At 66.9% G+C, this 16,540-nt stretch carries 20 protein-coding genes; 9 read left to right on the top strand and 11 right to left on the bottom strand.

Annotated elements, in window-relative coordinates; genetic code table 11:
* Positions 1-6 precede the first annotated feature (6 nt).
* Positions 7-669 carry an HD domain-containing protein gene (locus tag QZ647_RS13690; RefSeq protein ID WP_291272696.1) on the bottom strand — a complete coding sequence of 221 codons (663 nt, stop codon included), beginning with the start codon at positions 667-669 and terminating at the stop codon, positions 7-9.
* 149 nt (positions 670-818) lie between these two features.
* Between QZ647_RS13690 and QZ647_RS13685 the strand changes: the two genes are divergently transcribed.
* From QZ647_RS13685 to QZ647_RS13675, 3 genes are all read left to right on the top strand, one after another.
* The gene (locus QZ647_RS13685; protein ID WP_291272695.1) at positions 819-1,091 is read left to right on the top strand and encodes a (2Fe-2S)-binding protein; all 273 of its coding nucleotides are present in this window, start codon (positions 819-821) and stop codon (positions 1,089-1,091) included.
* A gap of 61 nt (positions 1,092-1,152) precedes the next feature.
* Complete coding sequence (bfr, locus tag QZ647_RS13680) at positions 1,153-1,629, top strand: bacterioferritin (protein ID WP_291272694.1); 477 nt, start codon at positions 1,153-1,155, stop codon at positions 1,627-1,629.
* Positions 1,630-1,733: 104 nt separating this feature from the next.
* The gene (locus QZ647_RS13675; RefSeq protein WP_291272693.1) at positions 1,734-3,473 is read left to right on the top strand and encodes a cytochrome c biogenesis protein CcdA; all 1,740 of its coding nucleotides are present in this window, start codon (positions 1,734-1,736) and stop codon (positions 3,471-3,473) included.
* A gap of 49 nt (positions 3,474-3,522) precedes the next feature.
* Here the strand turns inward: QZ647_RS13675 and QZ647_RS13670 are convergent, their stop codons facing one another.
* The 3 genes from QZ647_RS13670 to nth form a co-directional block, all read right to left on the bottom strand.
* Positions 3,523-4,563 (bottom strand): TlpA disulfide reductase family protein, encoded by a 1,041-nt coding sequence (locus QZ647_RS13670; protein ID WP_291272692.1) that lies wholly within the window; start codon positions 4,561-4,563, stop codon positions 3,523-3,525.
* 66 nt (positions 4,564-4,629) lie between these two features.
* Entirely contained in the window at positions 4,630-5,379 is a 750-nt protein-coding gene (locus QZ647_RS13665; RefSeq protein ID WP_291272691.1) for a TlpA disulfide reductase family protein, read from the bottom strand.
* Between the two features lie 27 nt (positions 5,380-5,406).
* Entirely contained in the window at positions 5,407-6,864 is a 1,458-nt protein-coding gene (gene nth, locus QZ647_RS13660; RefSeq protein WP_291272690.1) for an endonuclease III, read from the bottom strand.
* A 71-nt stretch (positions 6,865-6,935) separates the two neighbouring features.
* Between nth and QZ647_RS13655 the strand changes: the two genes are divergently transcribed.
* Positions 6,936-7,796, top strand: a complete 861-nt coding sequence (locus QZ647_RS13655) for a bifunctional 5,10-methylenetetrahydrofolate dehydrogenase/5,10-methenyltetrahydrofolate cyclohydrolase (protein WP_291272689.1) — start codon at positions 6,936-6,938, stop codon at positions 7,794-7,796.
* A gap of 19 nt (positions 7,797-7,815) precedes the next feature.
* Here QZ647_RS13655 and QZ647_RS13650 read toward each other — a convergent pair whose 3' ends face one another.
* The 3 genes from QZ647_RS13650 to kdsA are packed head-to-tail and all read right to left on the bottom strand — an operon-like array spanning position 7,816 to position 9,685.
* Positions 7,816-8,265 carry a hypothetical protein gene (locus tag QZ647_RS13650; RefSeq protein ID WP_291272688.1) on the bottom strand — a complete coding sequence of 150 codons (450 nt, stop codon included), beginning with the start codon at positions 8,263-8,265 and terminating at the stop codon, positions 7,816-7,818.
* 30 nt (positions 8,266-8,295) lie between these two features.
* Positions 8,296-8,844 carry a GNAT family protein gene (locus QZ647_RS13645; protein ID WP_291272687.1) on the bottom strand — a complete coding sequence of 183 codons (549 nt, stop codon included), beginning with the start codon at positions 8,842-8,844 and terminating at the stop codon, positions 8,296-8,298.
* Between the two features lie 10 nt (positions 8,845-8,854).
* On the bottom strand, positions 8,855-9,685 hold the full coding sequence (gene kdsA, locus QZ647_RS13640) for a 3-deoxy-8-phosphooctulonate synthase (RefSeq protein WP_291272686.1): 831 nt from the start codon (positions 9,683-9,685) through the stop codon (positions 8,855-8,857).
* A 117-nt stretch (positions 9,686-9,802) separates the two neighbouring features.
* On the opposite strand from kdsA, the gene QZ647_RS13635 reads away from it, so the two are divergent.
* From QZ647_RS13635 to QZ647_RS13625, 3 genes are read left to right on the top strand one after another with little or no spacing between them, the layout of a single operon-like run.
* On the top strand, positions 9,803-10,306 hold the full coding sequence (locus QZ647_RS13635) for an Lrp/AsnC family transcriptional regulator (RefSeq protein ID WP_286354761.1): 504 nt from the start codon (positions 9,803-9,805) through the stop codon (positions 10,304-10,306).
* Positions 10,303-10,629: an antibiotic biosynthesis monooxygenase gene (locus QZ647_RS13630; protein WP_291272685.1), complete on the top strand. Its 327-nt coding sequence runs from the start codon at positions 10,303-10,305 to the stop codon at positions 10,627-10,629. The genes QZ647_RS13635 and QZ647_RS13630 overlap by 4 nt, the downstream gene beginning before the upstream one ends.
* Positions 10,629-11,507 carry an EamA family transporter gene (locus tag QZ647_RS13625; protein WP_291272684.1) on the top strand — a complete coding sequence of 293 codons (879 nt, stop codon included), beginning with the start codon at positions 10,629-10,631 and terminating at the stop codon, positions 11,505-11,507. Before QZ647_RS13630 ends, QZ647_RS13625 begins: the two co-directional genes overlap by 1 nt.
* A gap of 70 nt (positions 11,508-11,577) precedes the next feature.
* Here QZ647_RS13625 and QZ647_RS13620 read toward each other — a convergent pair whose 3' ends face one another.
* Genes QZ647_RS13620 through QZ647_RS13605 form a run of 4 tightly spaced genes read right to left on the bottom strand, consistent with a single transcriptional unit; the run spans position 11,578 to position 13,937 of the window.
* Positions 11,578-11,748, bottom strand: coding sequence for a hypothetical protein (locus QZ647_RS13620; RefSeq protein ID WP_291272683.1), 171 nt, complete (start codon positions 11,746-11,748; stop codon positions 11,578-11,580).
* Positions 11,749-11,762: 14 nt separating this feature from the next.
* On the bottom strand, positions 11,763-11,921 hold the full coding sequence (locus tag QZ647_RS13615; RefSeq protein WP_291272682.1) for a hypothetical protein: 159 nt from the start codon (positions 11,919-11,921) through the stop codon (positions 11,763-11,765).
* A 40-nt stretch (positions 11,922-11,961) separates the two neighbouring features.
* Positions 11,962-13,167 carry an NrfD/PsrC family molybdoenzyme membrane anchor subunit gene (nrfD, locus tag QZ647_RS13610; protein ID WP_291272681.1) on the bottom strand — a complete coding sequence of 402 codons (1,206 nt, stop codon included), beginning with the start codon at positions 13,165-13,167 and terminating at the stop codon, positions 11,962-11,964.
* Complete coding sequence (locus tag QZ647_RS13605) at positions 13,164-13,937, bottom strand: 4Fe-4S dicluster domain-containing protein (protein ID WP_291272680.1); 774 nt, start codon at positions 13,935-13,937, stop codon at positions 13,164-13,166. The genes nrfD and QZ647_RS13605 overlap by 4 nt, the downstream gene beginning before the upstream one ends.
* A 363-nt stretch (positions 13,938-14,300) precedes the next feature.
* Between QZ647_RS13605 and QZ647_RS13600 the strand changes: the two genes are divergently transcribed.
* Together QZ647_RS13600 and QZ647_RS13595 are read left to right on the top strand one after the other, a co-directional pair.
* Positions 14,301-15,929 (top strand): sigma 54-interacting transcriptional regulator, encoded by a 1,629-nt coding sequence (locus tag QZ647_RS13600; protein ID WP_291272679.1) that lies wholly within the window; start codon positions 14,301-14,303, stop codon positions 15,927-15,929.
* Between the two features lie 273 nt (positions 15,930-16,202).
* Positions 16,203-16,529, top strand: coding sequence for a hypothetical protein (locus QZ647_RS13595; RefSeq protein WP_291272678.1), 327 nt, complete (start codon positions 16,203-16,205; stop codon positions 16,527-16,529).
* Positions 16,530-16,540: the final 11 nt, after the last annotated feature.

Raw genomic sequence — 16,540 nt, 5'->3', positions numbered from 1 at the left:
GTATAGCTATCCGTGGTCGCCGGCAAGCTCGGCCCGGAGGGCCTCGAGGTAGGCGAGCAGGGTCCGCTGGCGGCCCTCGGCGAGCCGCCGCCCCGCCGCGGTCTTCATGCCAGCGGCGAGCTTGAGGAGCTTTCGCTCGAAATGGTCGAGGCTCCAGCGCTTGTCGTCGAGTTCACGGCTCGCGGCCCAGGGATCCTCGGAATGCCAGAGCCCGGCTCCGAAGCTGGCGCCCGTGGCGAAGACCCGGGCGATGCCGATGGCGCCCAGGGCCTCCAGACGGTCCGCATCCTGCACCACGGCGGCCTCCAGGCTGGTGGGAACCAGACCCCCACTCCAGCTGTGGCTGGCCACCGCCGCGGCGATGGCCTCGGCCTTCGCCTCCAGGCCGGGTGTCTCCCGGCACCACTGGGGTACGAGCTCCGCGGCCAGCTGGGCCGTGCGGGGGGATTCCGGGTGGTTTTTGGGGCGGTAGACCAGGTCGTGGAGGAGGGCGGCGGCGACGCAGATGTCGACCTCCGCATGCTCGGCCTCGGCCAGGGCCTGGGCCAGGCGGGCCACCCGCAGGATGTGACCCAGGTCGTGGGCCGCGTCCCGGGGGAAGGGTTCGCCGGCCAGGTGGGCGCGCAGGCGCGCCAGCAGCGGGTCGGACCAGGGGAAGGGCTGCGTCACGCCGGGCCTCCGGGCTCCGGTTCCGACAGGATGGTGCCTCGCTTCGGCGTTCTGCTCATGGCTCCAGGCTACCGGTTGTGCTGGAAATCACGATTTTTAATATTGAGACTCTATCGCACTATTCTAAACTGGATCTCTGAGGTTCGGGCATGTTCCTTTGCGTCTGCAACGCCATCACCGATGACCAGGTCCAGTGGGCCGTGCGGGAGCGCGGCGCGGAATCGGTCGACGAGGTCTTCGAGGCACTGGAGGCGCGACCCGACTGCCGGCGCTGCCTGGGGTTCATGGCGGAGGCCGTCCTGGCCATTCGGGCGGGAGAGCCCGTGCGCGTGGGGCACGATCCCCTGGCCACGCCCTGGGGCTGCCGTGGCCGCTGCCGGCCGGCCTGGGGCGAAGCCACCGAAGTCGCCAAGGCGAGTTGAAAAGTCATTGTGAAGAATCGGCAAAAGTCGCTATCGTGAGCCCCTTTCCCGGGGAGGCTCCATGCAAGGCGATGCAACCCTCATCCAGCACTTGAACCGGCTCCTCCGCAACGAACTCACGGCCATCAACCAGTACTTCCTGCATGCGCGCATGTGTCGCAACTGGGGCCTGAAGGAGCTGGGCGAGCACGAGTACAAGGAATCCATCGACGAGATGAAGCATGCGGATCGGCTCCTGGAGCGGATCCTCTTCCTGGAAGGCCTGCCGAACATGCAGGACCTCCACAAGCTCCGCATCGGGCAGAACCCCAAGGAAGTGCTGACGGGCGATCTGGCGCTGGAGATGGACGCCATGAAGGACCTGCGGGAGACCATCGCCTACGCCGAGGGCATCCGGGACTATGTGAGCCGGGACCTCGCCCGCGAGATCCTCGCCAGCGAAGAGGAGCATGTGGACTGGCTGGAGACGCAGCTGGACCTCATCGAGCAGATGGGTCTGCCGAACTTCGTCCAGCGCGCCGCCGGCGGGCTCTCTTAGCGTCTTCTGAGACTCCAGGTTCCACCGGGGTGGCCGGTGGCCGGTGCTGAATCCGGCCGTGGCGCGCATGTCGATGGCTTAAGATGGGCCTTCCGGGAGGATCCATGCGGAGCCTGAAGACGCTGCTGATGAGCCTGCTGCTGGCCTTGACGGCCTGGGCCCAGAGGGCGGACCCGGCCTTCGATCCGGTGAGGCAGGTGGACCTCACCTTCCAGAAGGGCGCGGTGGTGCTGACGGTGCCGCCCGGTGCGCACCTGAAAGCGGCCTTCATGGAAGTGGTGAAGAAGGGAGGCCCCGGCACCCTCCAGGCGGGCCCCGTGCCGCCGACCCAGGCGAAAGATGAGATCGGCGACGGCATCTGGCATGGCACGGTGCGGATTCCTGTGCGCGGCGAAGGCCTCCGCGGCACCGTGACGCTGGCCGTGACCTACCAGCCCTGCACCGAGGGCGAGGGCGGGGTCTGCTTCCCGCCCACCACGCGAACGCTCGAGGTGAAAGCGTCCGAGATTCCTGCTGGCGCCCCTGCGGTCGTTTCACCGGAGAAGCCGGTGGCTCCTCCGGTCGAAGAAAAGGCTGAGGAAGCACCGAAGGCGGTCGCCGCCGATCCGGTGGTGGCGCCGGCGCCTGCGACCGGGCAGGAGCACTCGGGTCTGGTCTGGTCTCTGCTCCTGGTCTTCCTGGCCGGCATGGGCGCCTCCCTGACGCCCTGCGTGTATCCGATGATTCCCATCACCATGGCCATCGTGGGGGCGAAGGGCGGCGGCAAGGCCCGGGGCTTCGCATTGTCGGCGGTGCTGGTGCTGGGCATGGCGGTGACCTACACCACGCTGGGCGTACTGGCCGCCAAGAGTGGGGCAGCCTTCGGCGCCTTCGCCCAGAAGCCGGCCTTCCTGGTGCCGGTATCGCTGCTGTTCGCGGCCTTCGCGCTTTCGCTCTTCGGCGCCTTCGAGATCGCCCTGCCGCCGAGCCTGGCCATGAAGCTCCAGGGTGACGGTTCCCGCAAGGGCTTCGGCGGGGCCTTCCTCATGGGCCTGGTGCTGGGACCGCTGTCGGCGCCCTGCGTGGGGCCGGTCATCGGCGCCGTGCTGGTGGGGATCGCCCAGCAGGGGGTCGTGTGGCTGGGCGGCCTGCAGCTCTTCGTCTTCGCCCTGGGCATGGGTGTGCTGTTCCTGGCCGTGGGCACCTTCTCGGCGGGCCTTCCCAAGAGCGGCGAGTGGCTCACGCGCTTCAAGCAGGGCATGGGGCTCGTGGTGCTGGGCTTCGCGGCCTGGAATGTGCGGCTCGTGGTTCCGGGCTGGCTGAACTTCGCCCTGTGGACCGTGGTGATGCTGGCGGGTGCGGCGGTCTTCGGCGCCTTTGAGGCGGCCGCGGGCCTGGTGGGACAGCTGCGGAAGGGCTTCGCGCTGCTGCTGCTGGCCCTGGCCCTGCTGCTGGGCGTGCGGACCGTGGAGACCTTCCTGGGGGTGGACCTGCTGCCCAAGGGCAGTGCGGTGGTGGCGAAAGAGGAGCATGCCGGCTGGCTGGAGCAGGATCTTGAAGGCGCGCTGGCCAGGGCCAAGGCCGAGCAGAAGGTGGTGCTGGTGGACATCTACGCGGACTGGTGCGCCCAGTGCAAGGAGTTGGACGAGAAGACCTGGCCGGATCCGGCCCTGAAGGCCTGGATCGCGCAACACGCCATCCCCATCCGCATCGACACCGACGCCAAGCGGAAGGACCTGGCGGCGAAGCTGCAGATCCGCAGCTACCCGACGGTGCTCCTGCTGGATGCCGAGGGCAAGGAACTGCGCCGCATCCTGGGCTTCCAGAAGCCCGGGACCATCCAGGCCTGGCTCGAGGGAAAATGAGAAACGGCCCGCAGCGCGGGCCGTTCTCCAACTGAAGCCGCGAGCGGCTTCAGTCCCCCAGGAACTTCGCCAGGGTCTTCTCCAACTGCTCGCCGCGCAGCTGGGCGCCGCTGGCCACGATCTTTCCGTCGGGGCCGATGAGCAGGGCCTTGGGGATGCTCATCACGCCGTAGGTGGCGGCCACGGGGCTCTGGAACCCCCCCTCGATGAAGGCGTGCTTCCAGGGCATGGGGCTCGCCGCCAGCTGGCGGTAGGGGGCGATGTGTTCGACCCTGCGGTCGAAGGACAAGGACAGGATCTCGAAGGGCTTGGCCTTGAACTTCGCCCAGGCCGCGTGCAGGCCGGGCATCTCGACGCGGCAGTCCGGGCACCAGGTGGCCCAGAAGTCGATGAGCACGAACTTGCCCTTGAAGGTCTCCAGCCCATAGGTGACCTTCGGCTGATCCAGGGCCTTCAGGCTGAAGGCCGGGGCGGGACGGCCCAGGCCGGTCTTGGCCTCGGCATCCAGGAAGGCCTGGGCCCTCTGAACCAGGGGGCCGTCCGGGAACTGGACGCGGATGGCCTTGAAGGCCGCCTTCCAGCCGGCCTCGTCGCCGGCTTCCAGCCGCCCGAGGAAGTGGTCGAAGAGCAGGGTCCGGCGCAGTCCCGCGTCGGCATGCTTGGCGCGGGCCTCGGCCACATAGGCGTTCCAGCCCTTGGGATCGGCCGCGGCGCGGGTTGTGAGCAGGCCGGGATCCAGGCTCCAGGCGGCGGCGGTGGGAGGCACTTCCTTCTGGACCTGGGCCAGGAGGGCCGCGGTGGGTTCCGTCTTGGCCAGCTGCAGGTGGAAGAGGGTGCTCACCAACAGGGCTTCGCGCACCTCGGCCTGCGTTTCACTGGCGAGGCGCGCCTGGAGGTCCGCCAGCTCCTTCGCGCAGTCACCACGGAAATCCTTGGTGTTCTTCCCGGCCTGGATGTGGGCGGTGCGCGCCGCCGTCACCGACCTGGCCTTGGCGCGGGCCGCCTCGAGCACGGCCTGGGCCCCGGTCGCGGGAGCCGGCGCCTGCAGCGCGGGCAGGGCCGTCATCAGGCAGATCAGGGGCAGGGGCATGGATCCTCCGGCAGGCGGTTCGGCCTCGCCGGACAGAATACCTCGAAAGGTGAGGTCTTTCCCGGGTCAGGGTTTGACGGGTTCCGTCGCTGGGACTGCTGGGGGAGCCGGGGGCAGGGGCCGCTCCCGCAGGGCCCACTGGATGGCCTCGCCCACGAAGCCGTCCTTGTAGCCGATGTGGAGTTGGGCCAGGTTCCCTTCGCGGTCGATGACGAACAGGGCCGGGAGGGAATGGACGATGTCCATGAAGTTGGAGGGGCCCTCCTTGCCGAGGCCGGGCGTGTAGACGGGCATCTTCGACGCCTCGAAGAACTGGCGGTTCTTGGCCATGAAGGTGTTGATGGCGCGCCACCCGCCCTGGATGCCGCCGCCGTCCTGCTGGTTCTCGTCGAAGTTCACGGCGAGGATGTCGAAGCCGAACTGATCGCGCTTGGGGTAGAGCGAGGCGAACTCCATGAGCATCTTCGCGGAGGGATCACAGCGGACGCTCCAGAGGCCGACGAGGACGATCCTCCCCTTCAGGGCGGCCACGGAGGTGCCCTTGCCCTTGGCGTCGTAGGCGGCGAAGGCGGCCACGGACTTGCGCTGACCCTGGGGGAAGAACTGGCGGCCCTGCTGGTAGGAGAGGAGGCCCGTGCTGTCGGCGCCGACCTGGCCGCCGGTGGTGCCCGGAGCCGCGGCTCCGTAGTTGAGGGCCGTCTTTTCCCGGCTCACCCTCGGACAGATGGGATCGGTGGGCGAGTTGGCGTTCTTGTAGATGCCCTGGGCGCTCAGGCCCAGGGACGCCAGGAGAAGGCTGCAGAGCAGGCGCGGCATGGGGACCTCGTGGGGAGTGCCCTCACGCTACCGGAAGCTCCGCACCAGGTCGAGCCCCGCCTCGGTGCGGCTCAGGTACCAGGTCAGGGCCTGACCATCCACGAGCCGCACGGTGGCCGCCGGGAACCGTTTCTGCAGTTCCGACTGATGGCGGCGGTTGAAGGGGTAGGGCTCCGTGGGCAGCAGGATGAGCTCCGGGGCCAGGGCCGCCAGATCGTCATCGGACAGCACGGGATAGCGGTCCGGCCCCGCGGGCGTGAATCCCCCCTGGCGCAGCAGGTCGGCCAGGTAGGTGTCGGGCCCTGAGCTCATCCAGGGCTCTCTCCAGATGAGGGCGAGGGCGCGGGGGCCCTTGCGGCGGCGGCCTTTGAGGGAGGCCTCCAGGACCGCGGCGCGGGCCTCCCCGGCCTCGGGAACGCCCAGCCGCCTTCCGAGCTCGCGCCAGGCCGCGGCGCAGTCCTTCAGCGTGCGGATCTCCAGGGCCAGCCAGGGGATGCCCAGGGCCGTGAGGGCGTCGGCAACCCCTTTGGGGTTCTCATCCCGCTCAAGGATCACCAGGTCCGGGGCGAGGTCCCGGATGCGGTCCAGGTCGGGATCCTTGGTGCCGCCCACGGCGGGAACGGTGTTGCGGATCCACCGGGGCTCGATGCAGTAGCGGGTGCGGCCTGCAATCCGCGTCGCCAGGCCCCATTGCACCAGCAGCTCCGTGACGGAGGGGACCAGGCTGATGATGCGCAGGGGGCCCTCCACGGGAGCCATCGTGCCGGTTTCTGCTCCCTGAACACGGAGGGCGGAAGGCTGAGGACTGGCGGCCGGCGGAGCCAGCCGGACTCCCAGGTGCGGATCCTTCATCTGCCCTTGTCCCGTGGGGCAGAGGTCCAGGAGGGGGCAGGCCCCGCAGTCCGGCCTCCGGGCATCGCACACCCGGCGGCCGTGGAAGATGAGCTGGTGGTGGAGCTCGATCCAGTCCTCCCGCGGGAAGAGGCGGCAAAGATCCGCTTCCACCTTCTCGGGGGTGGCGGCCTTGGACAGCCCCAGGCGCCGGGCCACGCGGAAGATGTGGGTATCCACGGCCAGGGCGGGCACCCCGAAAGCGTTGGCCAGCACGACATTGGCGGTCTTTTGGCCCACGCCCGGGAGGGCCCCGAGGGCCGCGGGATCCGAGGGCACCACGCCGCCGTGGCGGGCCATCAGGGCCTGTCCCAGGCCGATGAGGTTCTTCGCCTTGTTGTGGTAGAAGCCCGTGGATCTGATGAGGGTTTCCAGCTCCGCCGGGCGCGCCTCGGCCAGGGCGGCCGCGTCGGGATAGCGGACGAAGAGGGCGGGTGTGGTGAGGTTCACGCGGGCATCCGTGCACTGGGCACTCAGGATGGTGGCCACCACCAGCTGGAACGGATCGGCGTGATCCAAGGCGCAGTGGGCATCGGGGTAGGCGGCACGGAGCCGGCGCTGAAGCTCGGCGGGGTCGGGTCTGGGCGGGCGCATGGGACCAGGATAGATCGGCGCCCCCGCCGCGGGAGTCGACGGTTTCGATAGACTGGAGGATGAGGTGCCAGATGCCCACCGCCCTTACGGGAAAGCTCAACTGCCAGGAAACCGCCCGGCACTACCTGGAGTTGGTGCGTTCCAATGTGAAGAAGCTGGGCTTCTCGCCGGGCCTGGGGGTCATCCTCGGCAGCCACGACCCCGGCAGCGTCACCTATCAGCGCTGGCTCATGAAGGACTGCGAGGACCTGGGCATCGCCGCGGCGGACCTGCGGGTGGAGAACGGCATGCAGCTGGTGAAGCTCATCGCCCGCCTCAACCAGGATGAGAAGACCCACGGCGTGTTCATCTTCTATCCCCTGCGCTATCCCGAGATCAAGGACGACGAGGTGATGGATCTGGTGGACCCCAGCAAGGACATCGAGGGCCTGCACGCCATCAACATCGGCTTCCTGACCAAGTACCGGAAGCGCCTGGATGACGGATCACAGCACCGGTGCATGACGCCGTGCACCGCCCGGGCCATCGTGAAGACCCTCAAGCGGGGCTTCGGCGACCACTGGCTGGCGGGCAAGACCGTGCTCGTCATCAACGACAGCCTGCGCATTGGCCGCCCCCTGACGGCCATGGTGGCCAACCTGAAGGGCACGCCCATCCTCTGCCACGCCGCCACCAACCAGACGCACCTGGAAGGCTTCATCCGCATGGCTGATGTCATCGTGAGCGCCGTGCCGGCGCCCGGGTACCAGATCCGCACGGACTGGATCAAGGATGGGGCCCTCTGCTTCGACCTCAGCGGCGATGGGAACTTCGACTACGAGGCCCTGGACCGCCGGGGCATCCCTTATACCGACACCACCAAGAACAGCGTGGGCAAGGTCACCCGCGCCATGGCCCTGCTCAACCTCACCTACGCGGCGGGCGTGGAGTAGCGGACGCCGGCCCGGGTTCCTAGAACCGGGTGGTCAGGGCCAGGCCCAGGTTGCTGCGGCGGCGGGGGCTGAGGCCGTCCGTGAAGGGTCGCTCCAGGTGCTCGCCTTCCAGGCTGAGGGCCCAGGCCGGGTGGAAGGCCCAGCCGATCCTCAGGCGGGGGCCGATGAAGCCCCCCTCTCCGGGCGGCACCTCCACGATGGCGCCGAGGCCGATGAAGGTGCGATGGGCGGTGGCGTTGGCATCGACCACGAAGCGGAGGGCATTGTCGCCGTCGTCCCAATGGCGCAGGCCCAGGCCGACGCCCAGGTGGAGGTGGGTGAGGTCGCCTCGGTCCCGCACCTGGAAATCGGTGATGGGCACCGTGAACTCCGCGGCGGTGGCCCGAGGCTGGCGGATGACCGACACCAGGACCGACTGCGCCATCAGGGGCAGGGCAGACAGGGACAGGGCGAGGAGGAGGCGTCGCATGGAGAGGCTACCGGGCGGATCCCAGCCGGTTTAGCGCCGGCGCCATTCCGAGGCCAGCAGCCCGTACACGGCGTGGTCCACGGTGCGGTCCGCCAAGTGCTCCGCCTGGCGCAGGGTGCCTTCGTGGCGGAAACCCAGGCGCTTGGGGATGGCGCGGCTGCGGCGGTTCCAGACCCCGGCGCGGATCTCGATGCGGTTGAGCTTCAAGGTGCGGAAGCCATGGCGGAGCAGGGCCGCCACGGCGGCGGTCATCAGGCCCCGCCCTTCGGCCGCCCCCGTCAGCCAGTACCCGATGGCGGCACTGCGGTTGGCGGCGTCGATCCAGTTGAAGCCCGCAACGCCCACGAGCCCGCCTTTCCACCAGAGGCCGAAGGACTGGCCGATCCCCGCCCGCACCTGGGCGCGCATCTTCAGGATGTAGGCCCGGGAGTCCGCGGGCGACTGATTGGCGTCGGGCCAGGGCAGCCAGCGGCGCAGCCGGTCGCGGTTGGCGTCCACCAGAGCGAACAGGGCCGGGGCGTCGCGGAGGTTCAAGGGGCGCAGCTCCAGGCCAATCGCGGCCTTCAGCACCTCGGCCATCGCGTCCCCCTCACTTGCCCGCGGCATCCTGCAGCACCGCGGCCCGGCCCGCCCTCCACAGGATGAGCAGCTCGTCCAGCAGGGCGCCGAACTGCTCCAGCCGCATGGCGTTCGGCCCGTCGCTCCAGGCCTTCTCGGGGCAGTCATGCACTTCAAAGAAGAAGCCGTCCACGGCCGTGGCGGCGGCCCGGGCCAGGCTGGGGATCATCTCCCGGGCCCCGCCGGTGGCATGGCCCAGGGCCCCGGGTTTCTGCACGCTGTGCGTGGCATCGAAGACCACGGGGCAGCCGGTCTTGCGCAGGTGCGGGAAGCTCTGGAAGTCCACCACCAGGTTGCCGTAGCCGAAGCTGGAGCCCCGCTCGGTCACCCACACGGGGCCGTGGCCCGGCACGGACTGGAGCTTCTCCACGCCGTGCTTGAGGTCCCAGGGCGCGAGGAACTGACCCTTCTTCAGGTTGACGGTGCGGCCCGTGGCGGCGGCGGCGAGGAGCAGATCCGTCTGGCGGCAGAGGAAGGCGGGGATCTGGAGGACATCCACGGCCTGGGCCGCCGGGGCGCACTGGTCGCTTTCGTGCACATCGGTCAGCACGGGCACCCCGTAGCGGCTGCGGATCTCGGCGAGGATGTCGAGGCCGCCTTCCATACCAGGCCCGCGGTGGCTCTCCCGGCTGGTGCGGTTGGCCTTGTCGAAGCTGGATTTGTAGATGAAGGGGATGCCCCGGGCCTCGGCCAGGTCCCGCAGGCTGGAGGCCATCAGGTGGGCATGCTCCCGGCTCTCGATGACGCAGGGCCCGGCGATGAGGAAGAAGCTCTGGTCGGTGAAGGGTCGGGCAAAGTCCATGGGCACCTCTTTCCACATTTTACCGCCTTCGAGGCCATTGACGGGTCGTCATGCTTATCGTGGGTTCTACTGTCATAATGTCCAACTGAAGCCTTCCCCCTTTTGTCCGGAGCCCCCATGGCGAAGCTGCTGATGGAAGACGACCTGAACCGGCGCCTGGTGGCCCTGCTCCAGCAGGAGGGCCGCATGAGCCACGCAGAGCTGGCCGAGCGGCTGGGCGTGAGCCGTCCCACGATCATCGACCGGGTGAAGCGCCTGGAGGCCGATGGCGTGCTGGCAGGCTACGGGGCGCGGGTGACGCCCGCGGCCGTGAACAAGCCCAATGTGGCGTTCGTGGCCGTGCGCTACAAGGACAACAACGAGGCCATCGAACAGCGGTTCATCAAGGCCCTGGAAGATGAGCCCGACATCCTGGAGGCCCACACGGTGGCGGGCGAGGACGCCCTGATGCTGAAGGTCGTGGCGGACACGCCGGCGGGCATCGCCGAGCGCCTGCGCCGCATCCGGGCCCTGGGCCCGATGGTCACCACGCGCACCACCATCGTGCTGGAAACGCACTGGGAGAAGGCCGGGCCGAGCCCCTTCCCCATCGAAGGGTCGGGGAAGAAGGCCAAGAAGTGATCGCAGCCACCCCGCGGCCACCGTACTTCGCGGTGATCTTCAGCAGCCAGCGGACCGAGGGGGACCTCGGGTACGGGAGCATGGCCGACCGCATGTTGGAACTGGCCAGCGCCCAGCCGGGATTCCTCGGCGTGGAAAGCGCCCGGGACGCGCAGGGCTTCGGCATCACGGTCTCCTACTGGAAGGACGAAGCCTCCATCGCGGCCTGGAAGGCGAATGCGGAGCATGCGGTAGCCCAGCGCCTGGGCCATGAGCGGTGGTACGAGGCTTTCCATCTGCGGGTCTGCCGCGTGGAGCGCGAGGCCGGCAAGGGGACCGACTGATGCTGGCCTGGCTCGCCTACCTCACGGTGGCTGTGGTGTGGGGTTCCACCTACTTCGCCATCGCCCTGGGCCTGGAGTCCTTCACGCCCTATGGCATGGTGGCGGCGCGGTTCTCCGTGGCCTCGCTCCTGGCCCTGGGGCTCGGGAGGCTGCGCCGTGAGGCGTGGCCGCCCCTGAACGAGGTTGGCCATCTCATGGTCGTGGGAGCCCTGTTGTTGGGCTGTTCCAACGCCCTGATCTCCTGGGCCGAACTGCATGTCTCCTCGGGGCTCGCCGCCGTCCTGGCCGCGCTGGTGCCCCTCTGGCTGGCGGTCTTCTCGATGGCGAAGGACCCCCTGGGCGCCAAGGGCTGGGTGGGCCTCCTGCTGGGCTTGGCGGGCGTCTGCGTGCTGGTGTGGCCCACGGGCGGCCTGCGGATCCATGGCGGAAGTCTGGCGGCGCTGATTGCGGCACCCTGCATCTGGTCCTGGGGCACTCTGCATGGCAAGCGCTTCGTCCACGGGGGCAGCCTGCTCACCAATGTGGGCATCCAGATGGCCACGGCCGCCGTCATCGGGCTGGCCCTGGCGCCGCTCACGGGCGGGTTCCTGCGGGGGCCCGTCACCCCGAAGGCCCTGGGTGCGGTCGCCTATCTGGCCCTCTTCGGTTCGGTGCTGGCCTTCTCCGCCTACATCTACCTGGCCAAGGCCTGGCCCCCCGCCAAGATGGGCACCTATGCCTACCTGAACCCCCTCGTGGCCGTGTTACTGGGAACCCTGATCCTGCACGAGGCCTTCGGCCCGCGCGAGATCCTCGGCATGGCCGTCATCCTGGCGGCGGTGGCCCTGGTGCAGCTGCGGCCAAAATCCGCCCTGCGGGAAACCCCGACGGAGGCCTGATTCGCGAAAAAGGCCGGGACCGTCTCTGGTCCCGGCCTTCGGGCCTGTCATCTGAGGGGCGGGCCACCCCTCAGCCGACAGCCCGTTTCGTCAATTCCGCGTAGCGCGGGGGGGCGATCCTCGCGGCTTCCCCGAGCTTGGCGGCTGCCCGCCGGGCCGCGGCCCGCCGCGTGGCCAGGCGCACCACATGATCGGTTCCGACGAAGGCGAGGAACAGGAACATGACGAGCAGGACGGTCATGGCGGCTCCCTTGGTTAAAGCTTGGCGATTGGTTTATGACCGGCCGCCACATGCTCGTAGATGGCGGAACCGCAGATCCAGACGATCAGCCCCACGGTGACGAGGCCGAGAATGCCGTTCGTGATGTTCAACATGAGCGTTTCGGGATTCCGCCAGTTGGCGAGATCGAACATGTCAACCTCCTTCGAGAATGGGGTGGGGGAGCGTGGCCGCTTACGAAGGGTGGGGGTCTTCGCACTCGGGAGGCGCGAACAGGGGTTCCTTTTCGACGCTCTGGGCAGCGTCCTGGCGGGGACCGGCGCCTGCTTCTTCGACGGTGAACACGGGAAGGTATTCGGCGATGAACGAGAAGGCGCAGAAGCCCACGGCCGTGATGCCGAGCATGATGAAGATCTCGATGATGGACGGGAAATAGGTCTGGCTCGGATAGCGCTCCAGCCCGGTGATGGCCGTGTTCATCCGGTTGAAGGCGAAGCCGAGCACCACCATCAAGCTCGCGTAATAGAGGCCTGTCTGCGAAGTCCTGACCTTCTCGAAGACCAGCAGGGCGAAGGGAATCACGAATCCGACCAGCAGCTCGGCGTAGAACGCCACGCTGTAGTAGGTCAGGGTGGTCATGTCGTGGAGTGCGCCCCGGGTCAGGAGGTCCTGGATCCGCACCACGAAGTAGACCGCCAGCGCCAGGGCGATGGCCTTGGCGAGGTTGGCCCGGAGCCGCGTGGGCAGGAAGGGCCGTCCGTTCCTGGAGAAGATGAGTGACTCCAGGACGACCATGGAAAGCCCAGAGGCGATGCACGAGATGAAGAAGAGGACTGGAAGCAGGGGCGTGTACCAAAGGGCGTGCAGGCGGTTCGGGACGATCAGATAGAGCGATCCGAACGAGGACTGGTGCAAAGTCGACAGCAGGACGCCGAAGATCATGAACGGCAGGGATACGGCGTGAATCCACTTGATGGGCGAATGGATGTTGAATTTCTCCAGGATGATGGGCGCGAATTCCAGCGACAGCACCGTGGTGTAGAGCATCAGGCACCAGCTGATCTCGCACATGACGGAGTGGGGATTCCACATGACCAGCGGATGCCAGAAGTGATCCGGCCGCCCCAAGTCGATGATCAGCACCAGGACCACGAGGAGGTATCCGATGAAGGCCGTCAGAATGGCGGGCCGGACGATGGGCTCGTATTCCTTGGCGTGAAAGAGATGGACGGCAGCCACGATCGTGAAGCCCGACGCGGCGAGGCCGATCCCCAGGAAGTCGAAGCCGATCCAGAGACCCCAGGGGAATTCGTCGCTCAGGTTGGTGGTGGCGCCGAGCCCGAGGGCGAAGCGCGCCACGGCGGCGAGGGCTCCGGCCAGGATGAGGATGATGGCGATGGGGCGCCACCCGGTGACATGCGGCACGCTCAGGGTTCTCATTCGTCGTCCTCGCGCTCTTGGTTCTTTCCCTTCTTCAGGGACGATTCGTAGGCCTGCACCTCGGTGCGTCGGTTGGTGATCCACCAGACACCCGCCAGCAGGACGCCCCCCACGGAAAGCACATTGGGGACCTTGGACAGGGCGCTCATCGTCAACATGGGCATGGGGGCCTTCCCCAGCCGTGAATCAAAGCCCAACTGTTCGAAGGGAACGGGGCTTAGATACAGCATCGAGGTGCCGCCGACATCCTGCTCACCGTAGATCTGGGGCACATATTTCCCCGGCTCGGCCTTGATCCTGAGAGCCGCTTCGGCCAGCAACTCATCGCGGTCGCCGAACTTCGTGGCCCCGGTGGGGCAGGCCTCGGCACAAGCTGTCGGCCGTCCGCTCGCGATCCGGGACGGACAGAATTTGCATTTGCGGATGGAGGGCTTGGTACTGCTCCACTCGTATTTGGGAACATGGAACGGACAGGCCTGGAGGCAATAGCGGCAGCCGATGCACTTCTCGCCGTCGTAGGACACCGGACCGGTGCTGGACTTGGTGAGCGCGCCCACGGGGCAGACCGAGACGCAGGTGGGTACATCGCAGTGCTGGCACATGCGACGGACATAGAGGTCGTTGTACTTGGTGAGCGCGGTGTAGGCCGTGAGGGAAAGGTATTTCTCCTCTTGAGGCGGAAGCCCGTTCTCCTCTTTGCATCCCGACTGGCAGGCGTTGCAGCCCACGCAGAGGGAGATGTCAATCAACATGGCCTTTTTGCTGGTCATGGCCCAGTCCGATCAGGAGGTAGGTTCAAAATAAAAGATGATTTAAAAAGAGTTAAAAACAACTGCGAACCATATGTGTCAAGTTGCGTACCAAAAAAAAAGAGACACAAACGGAGCCATCATCTCGTTTCAAGGATTGGAGTTGAGGCTTCCCTGACCGGAGCCATGGGTGAGGCCGCCACGCCGCTGCCCACCGCGCCATGGCGCGGAACCGTCAAATGCGACGGGCAGGAGGGTGGCCGCGGCGGAGGAAGGCCATCGGGAAATTTTTTGGGGATTTGAACTTCGGGGGGTTCCCTTGATGGAGAAAGGCCTACACTCATTAATGACCGTTGAGTAATCAACGGATCTGTTGAGGCATTGATGCTTACGCAGCCTGCCCCCTACACCATTCGTCGAGCCGTCAGGGCCGAGGCTGGGATCCGGTCGGAGGTGATCCAGGTGAAAAAGCGGAGGCTTTTCTCAGCGCATGTTTCCGCGCTCCTATTAAAGCGCACGGAGATAAACGCCATTCTGGACACCACGCCGAATGCCGTTTTCATCTTCACCAGGGATGGGATCACGCGCTGCAACAACGCTGCTGTGCGGATGCTCGGCGTCTCCTCCATCAACGAGCTGCGGAGCCGATACGGCAGGAGGGGTGAGGGATTCCTGCTGCGATGGCCGAAGAATCTGCTCCCTCTCCGTGAAGAGGAGCACCCGGTCACGCGGGCCTTCAAGGGCGAAAAGGTCACGGAGGTTCTGCTGGCCGTTCACGCCGGAACCGGAGAAGAGATCACGGTCCGGGCGACGGCGGCGCCGATCCTGGCGAAGGGGAAGATCATCGGTGCGGTCAGCATCCACTCGGACATCACCTGGGGGAAGCGGATCTGCCCGTGCCCGGCCGCGGCCGATCCCGGTGGCGATCTCCTCACGCAGGAGATGACCCTCCGGCGGAAGGCGGAAAACGATCTGCACAAGGCCGAGGTTGAAATCCAGGCACTGAAGGACCGCATCCAGTCCGCGGACATCTATCCGTTCCACGAGATCAATCACACCTACCACTTCGGCGAAGTGATTGGACACAGCCGCTGCCTGGAGAATGTGTTCTTCCGTGTGGAGGCCGTGGCGCCGCAGGATTCGACGGTGCTGCTCCTTGGGGAAACGGGCACCGGCAAGGGGTTGGTGGCGCGCGCCATCCACAACCGCAGCCTGCGGAAGAACCGCCCGCTCGTCATGGTCAACTGCACGGCCCTTCCCGCAAGCCTCATCGAAAGCGAGCTGTTCGGGCGGGAGAAGGGGGCGTTCACGGGCGCCAGTGCGCAGCAGCTGGGCCGCTTCGAGATGGCCGACAAGGGAACCATCCTGCTGGACGAGATCGGAGACCTGCCCTTCGAGCTGCAGGCCAAGCTGCTGCATGTAATTCAGGACGGCGAATTCAGCCGCCTGGGAAGTTCCAGGACCGTGAAGGTGGATGTCCGCATCATCGCGGCCACCAACCGGGACCTCTACGAGGAGATGCGGCTGGGGCGCTTCCGCGAGGACCTGTTCTACCGGCTCAACATCTTCCCCATCACCATCCCGCCGCTCCGAGATCGGAGGGAGGACATCCCCCTGCTCGTGGAGTATTTCCTGGAGAAGTTCAACCGGAAGCTCGGCAAGAACATCCGGAATGTCACGAGCGAGACCATGGACCGCCTCATGGCGCACGCCTGGCCCGGCAATGTCCGGGAACTGGAAAGCGTGATCGAGCGGGCCACGATCGTCTCGCAGGGCGCGACCCTGCAGGTGCTGGATCACTTCAATGCGCCGGATCCGGCCAGGGGCCAGGATGAGATTCAAGAGCAGGGCGGGACCAGAGCTCTGGTGGAACTGGAGCGTGACTACATCAGCCAGGTGCTGCGGAGAACGAACTGGCGGATCGAGGGGGACAATGGGGCCGCCCACATCCTCGGCATCAATCCGAGCACCCTCCGCGGTCGAATGCGCAAAGAGGGCATCCGCCGCCCCTGACCGGAAACGCGTCCGTCACATTTGACGATTCCGCTTCATGGCGCGGTGGGCTGTTTCGGACGGTAAAACCACCGCCCGGGGCAGTGCTGTCCAATGTCAGTCTACTGAGCGAAATACGGCTCGTCGTATCGCCCGATGCGCTTTGGCATGTGACTTGAACTCTCTCCCCGGAGATGAAGCCATTCACAGGACGCCGCTTCAGAATCGGGAGTCGGCGCAGACCTTCCTTGCATCGAGAGAGCGGTATGGTGCCGCGAGGGAAAGGGGCCGTTCATGCACACATCCGAAAAAGCCCTCCCGCCCAGCACGACGACCGCGTCGAGTCGACGGGCCGATCTCGAACGGTTTGAAGCGCAGCTGGCGGAATGGACCGCGCTGATCGGCCAGTATCGGGCTAACGCGCGGCGAGTGGAGGCTTCGGCCAGGCTGGAACTTGATCGCATCACGGATGAACTGCAGCTACAGAGAAACGAGGCCAGCGCCCAAGTCATGCGCCTGAAAAGTTCCGCCGACTTCGAATGGGAACACGAGAAGTTGCAGCTGGAGCGGGCCTGGCAAGCCGTCCGGTCCGCCTTCCAGAAAGCCGAGATCGCGTTCTGAAGGGGCGCCCG

This window comes from Geothrix sp., assembly GCF_020622065.1.
In the GTDB taxonomy this organism is placed as follows: Bacteria; Acidobacteriota; Holophagae; order Holophagales; family Holophagaceae; genus Geothrix.
Note: the sequence above shows the minus strand (reverse complement) of the source record. Positions and strands in the feature narration are given on the sequence as shown.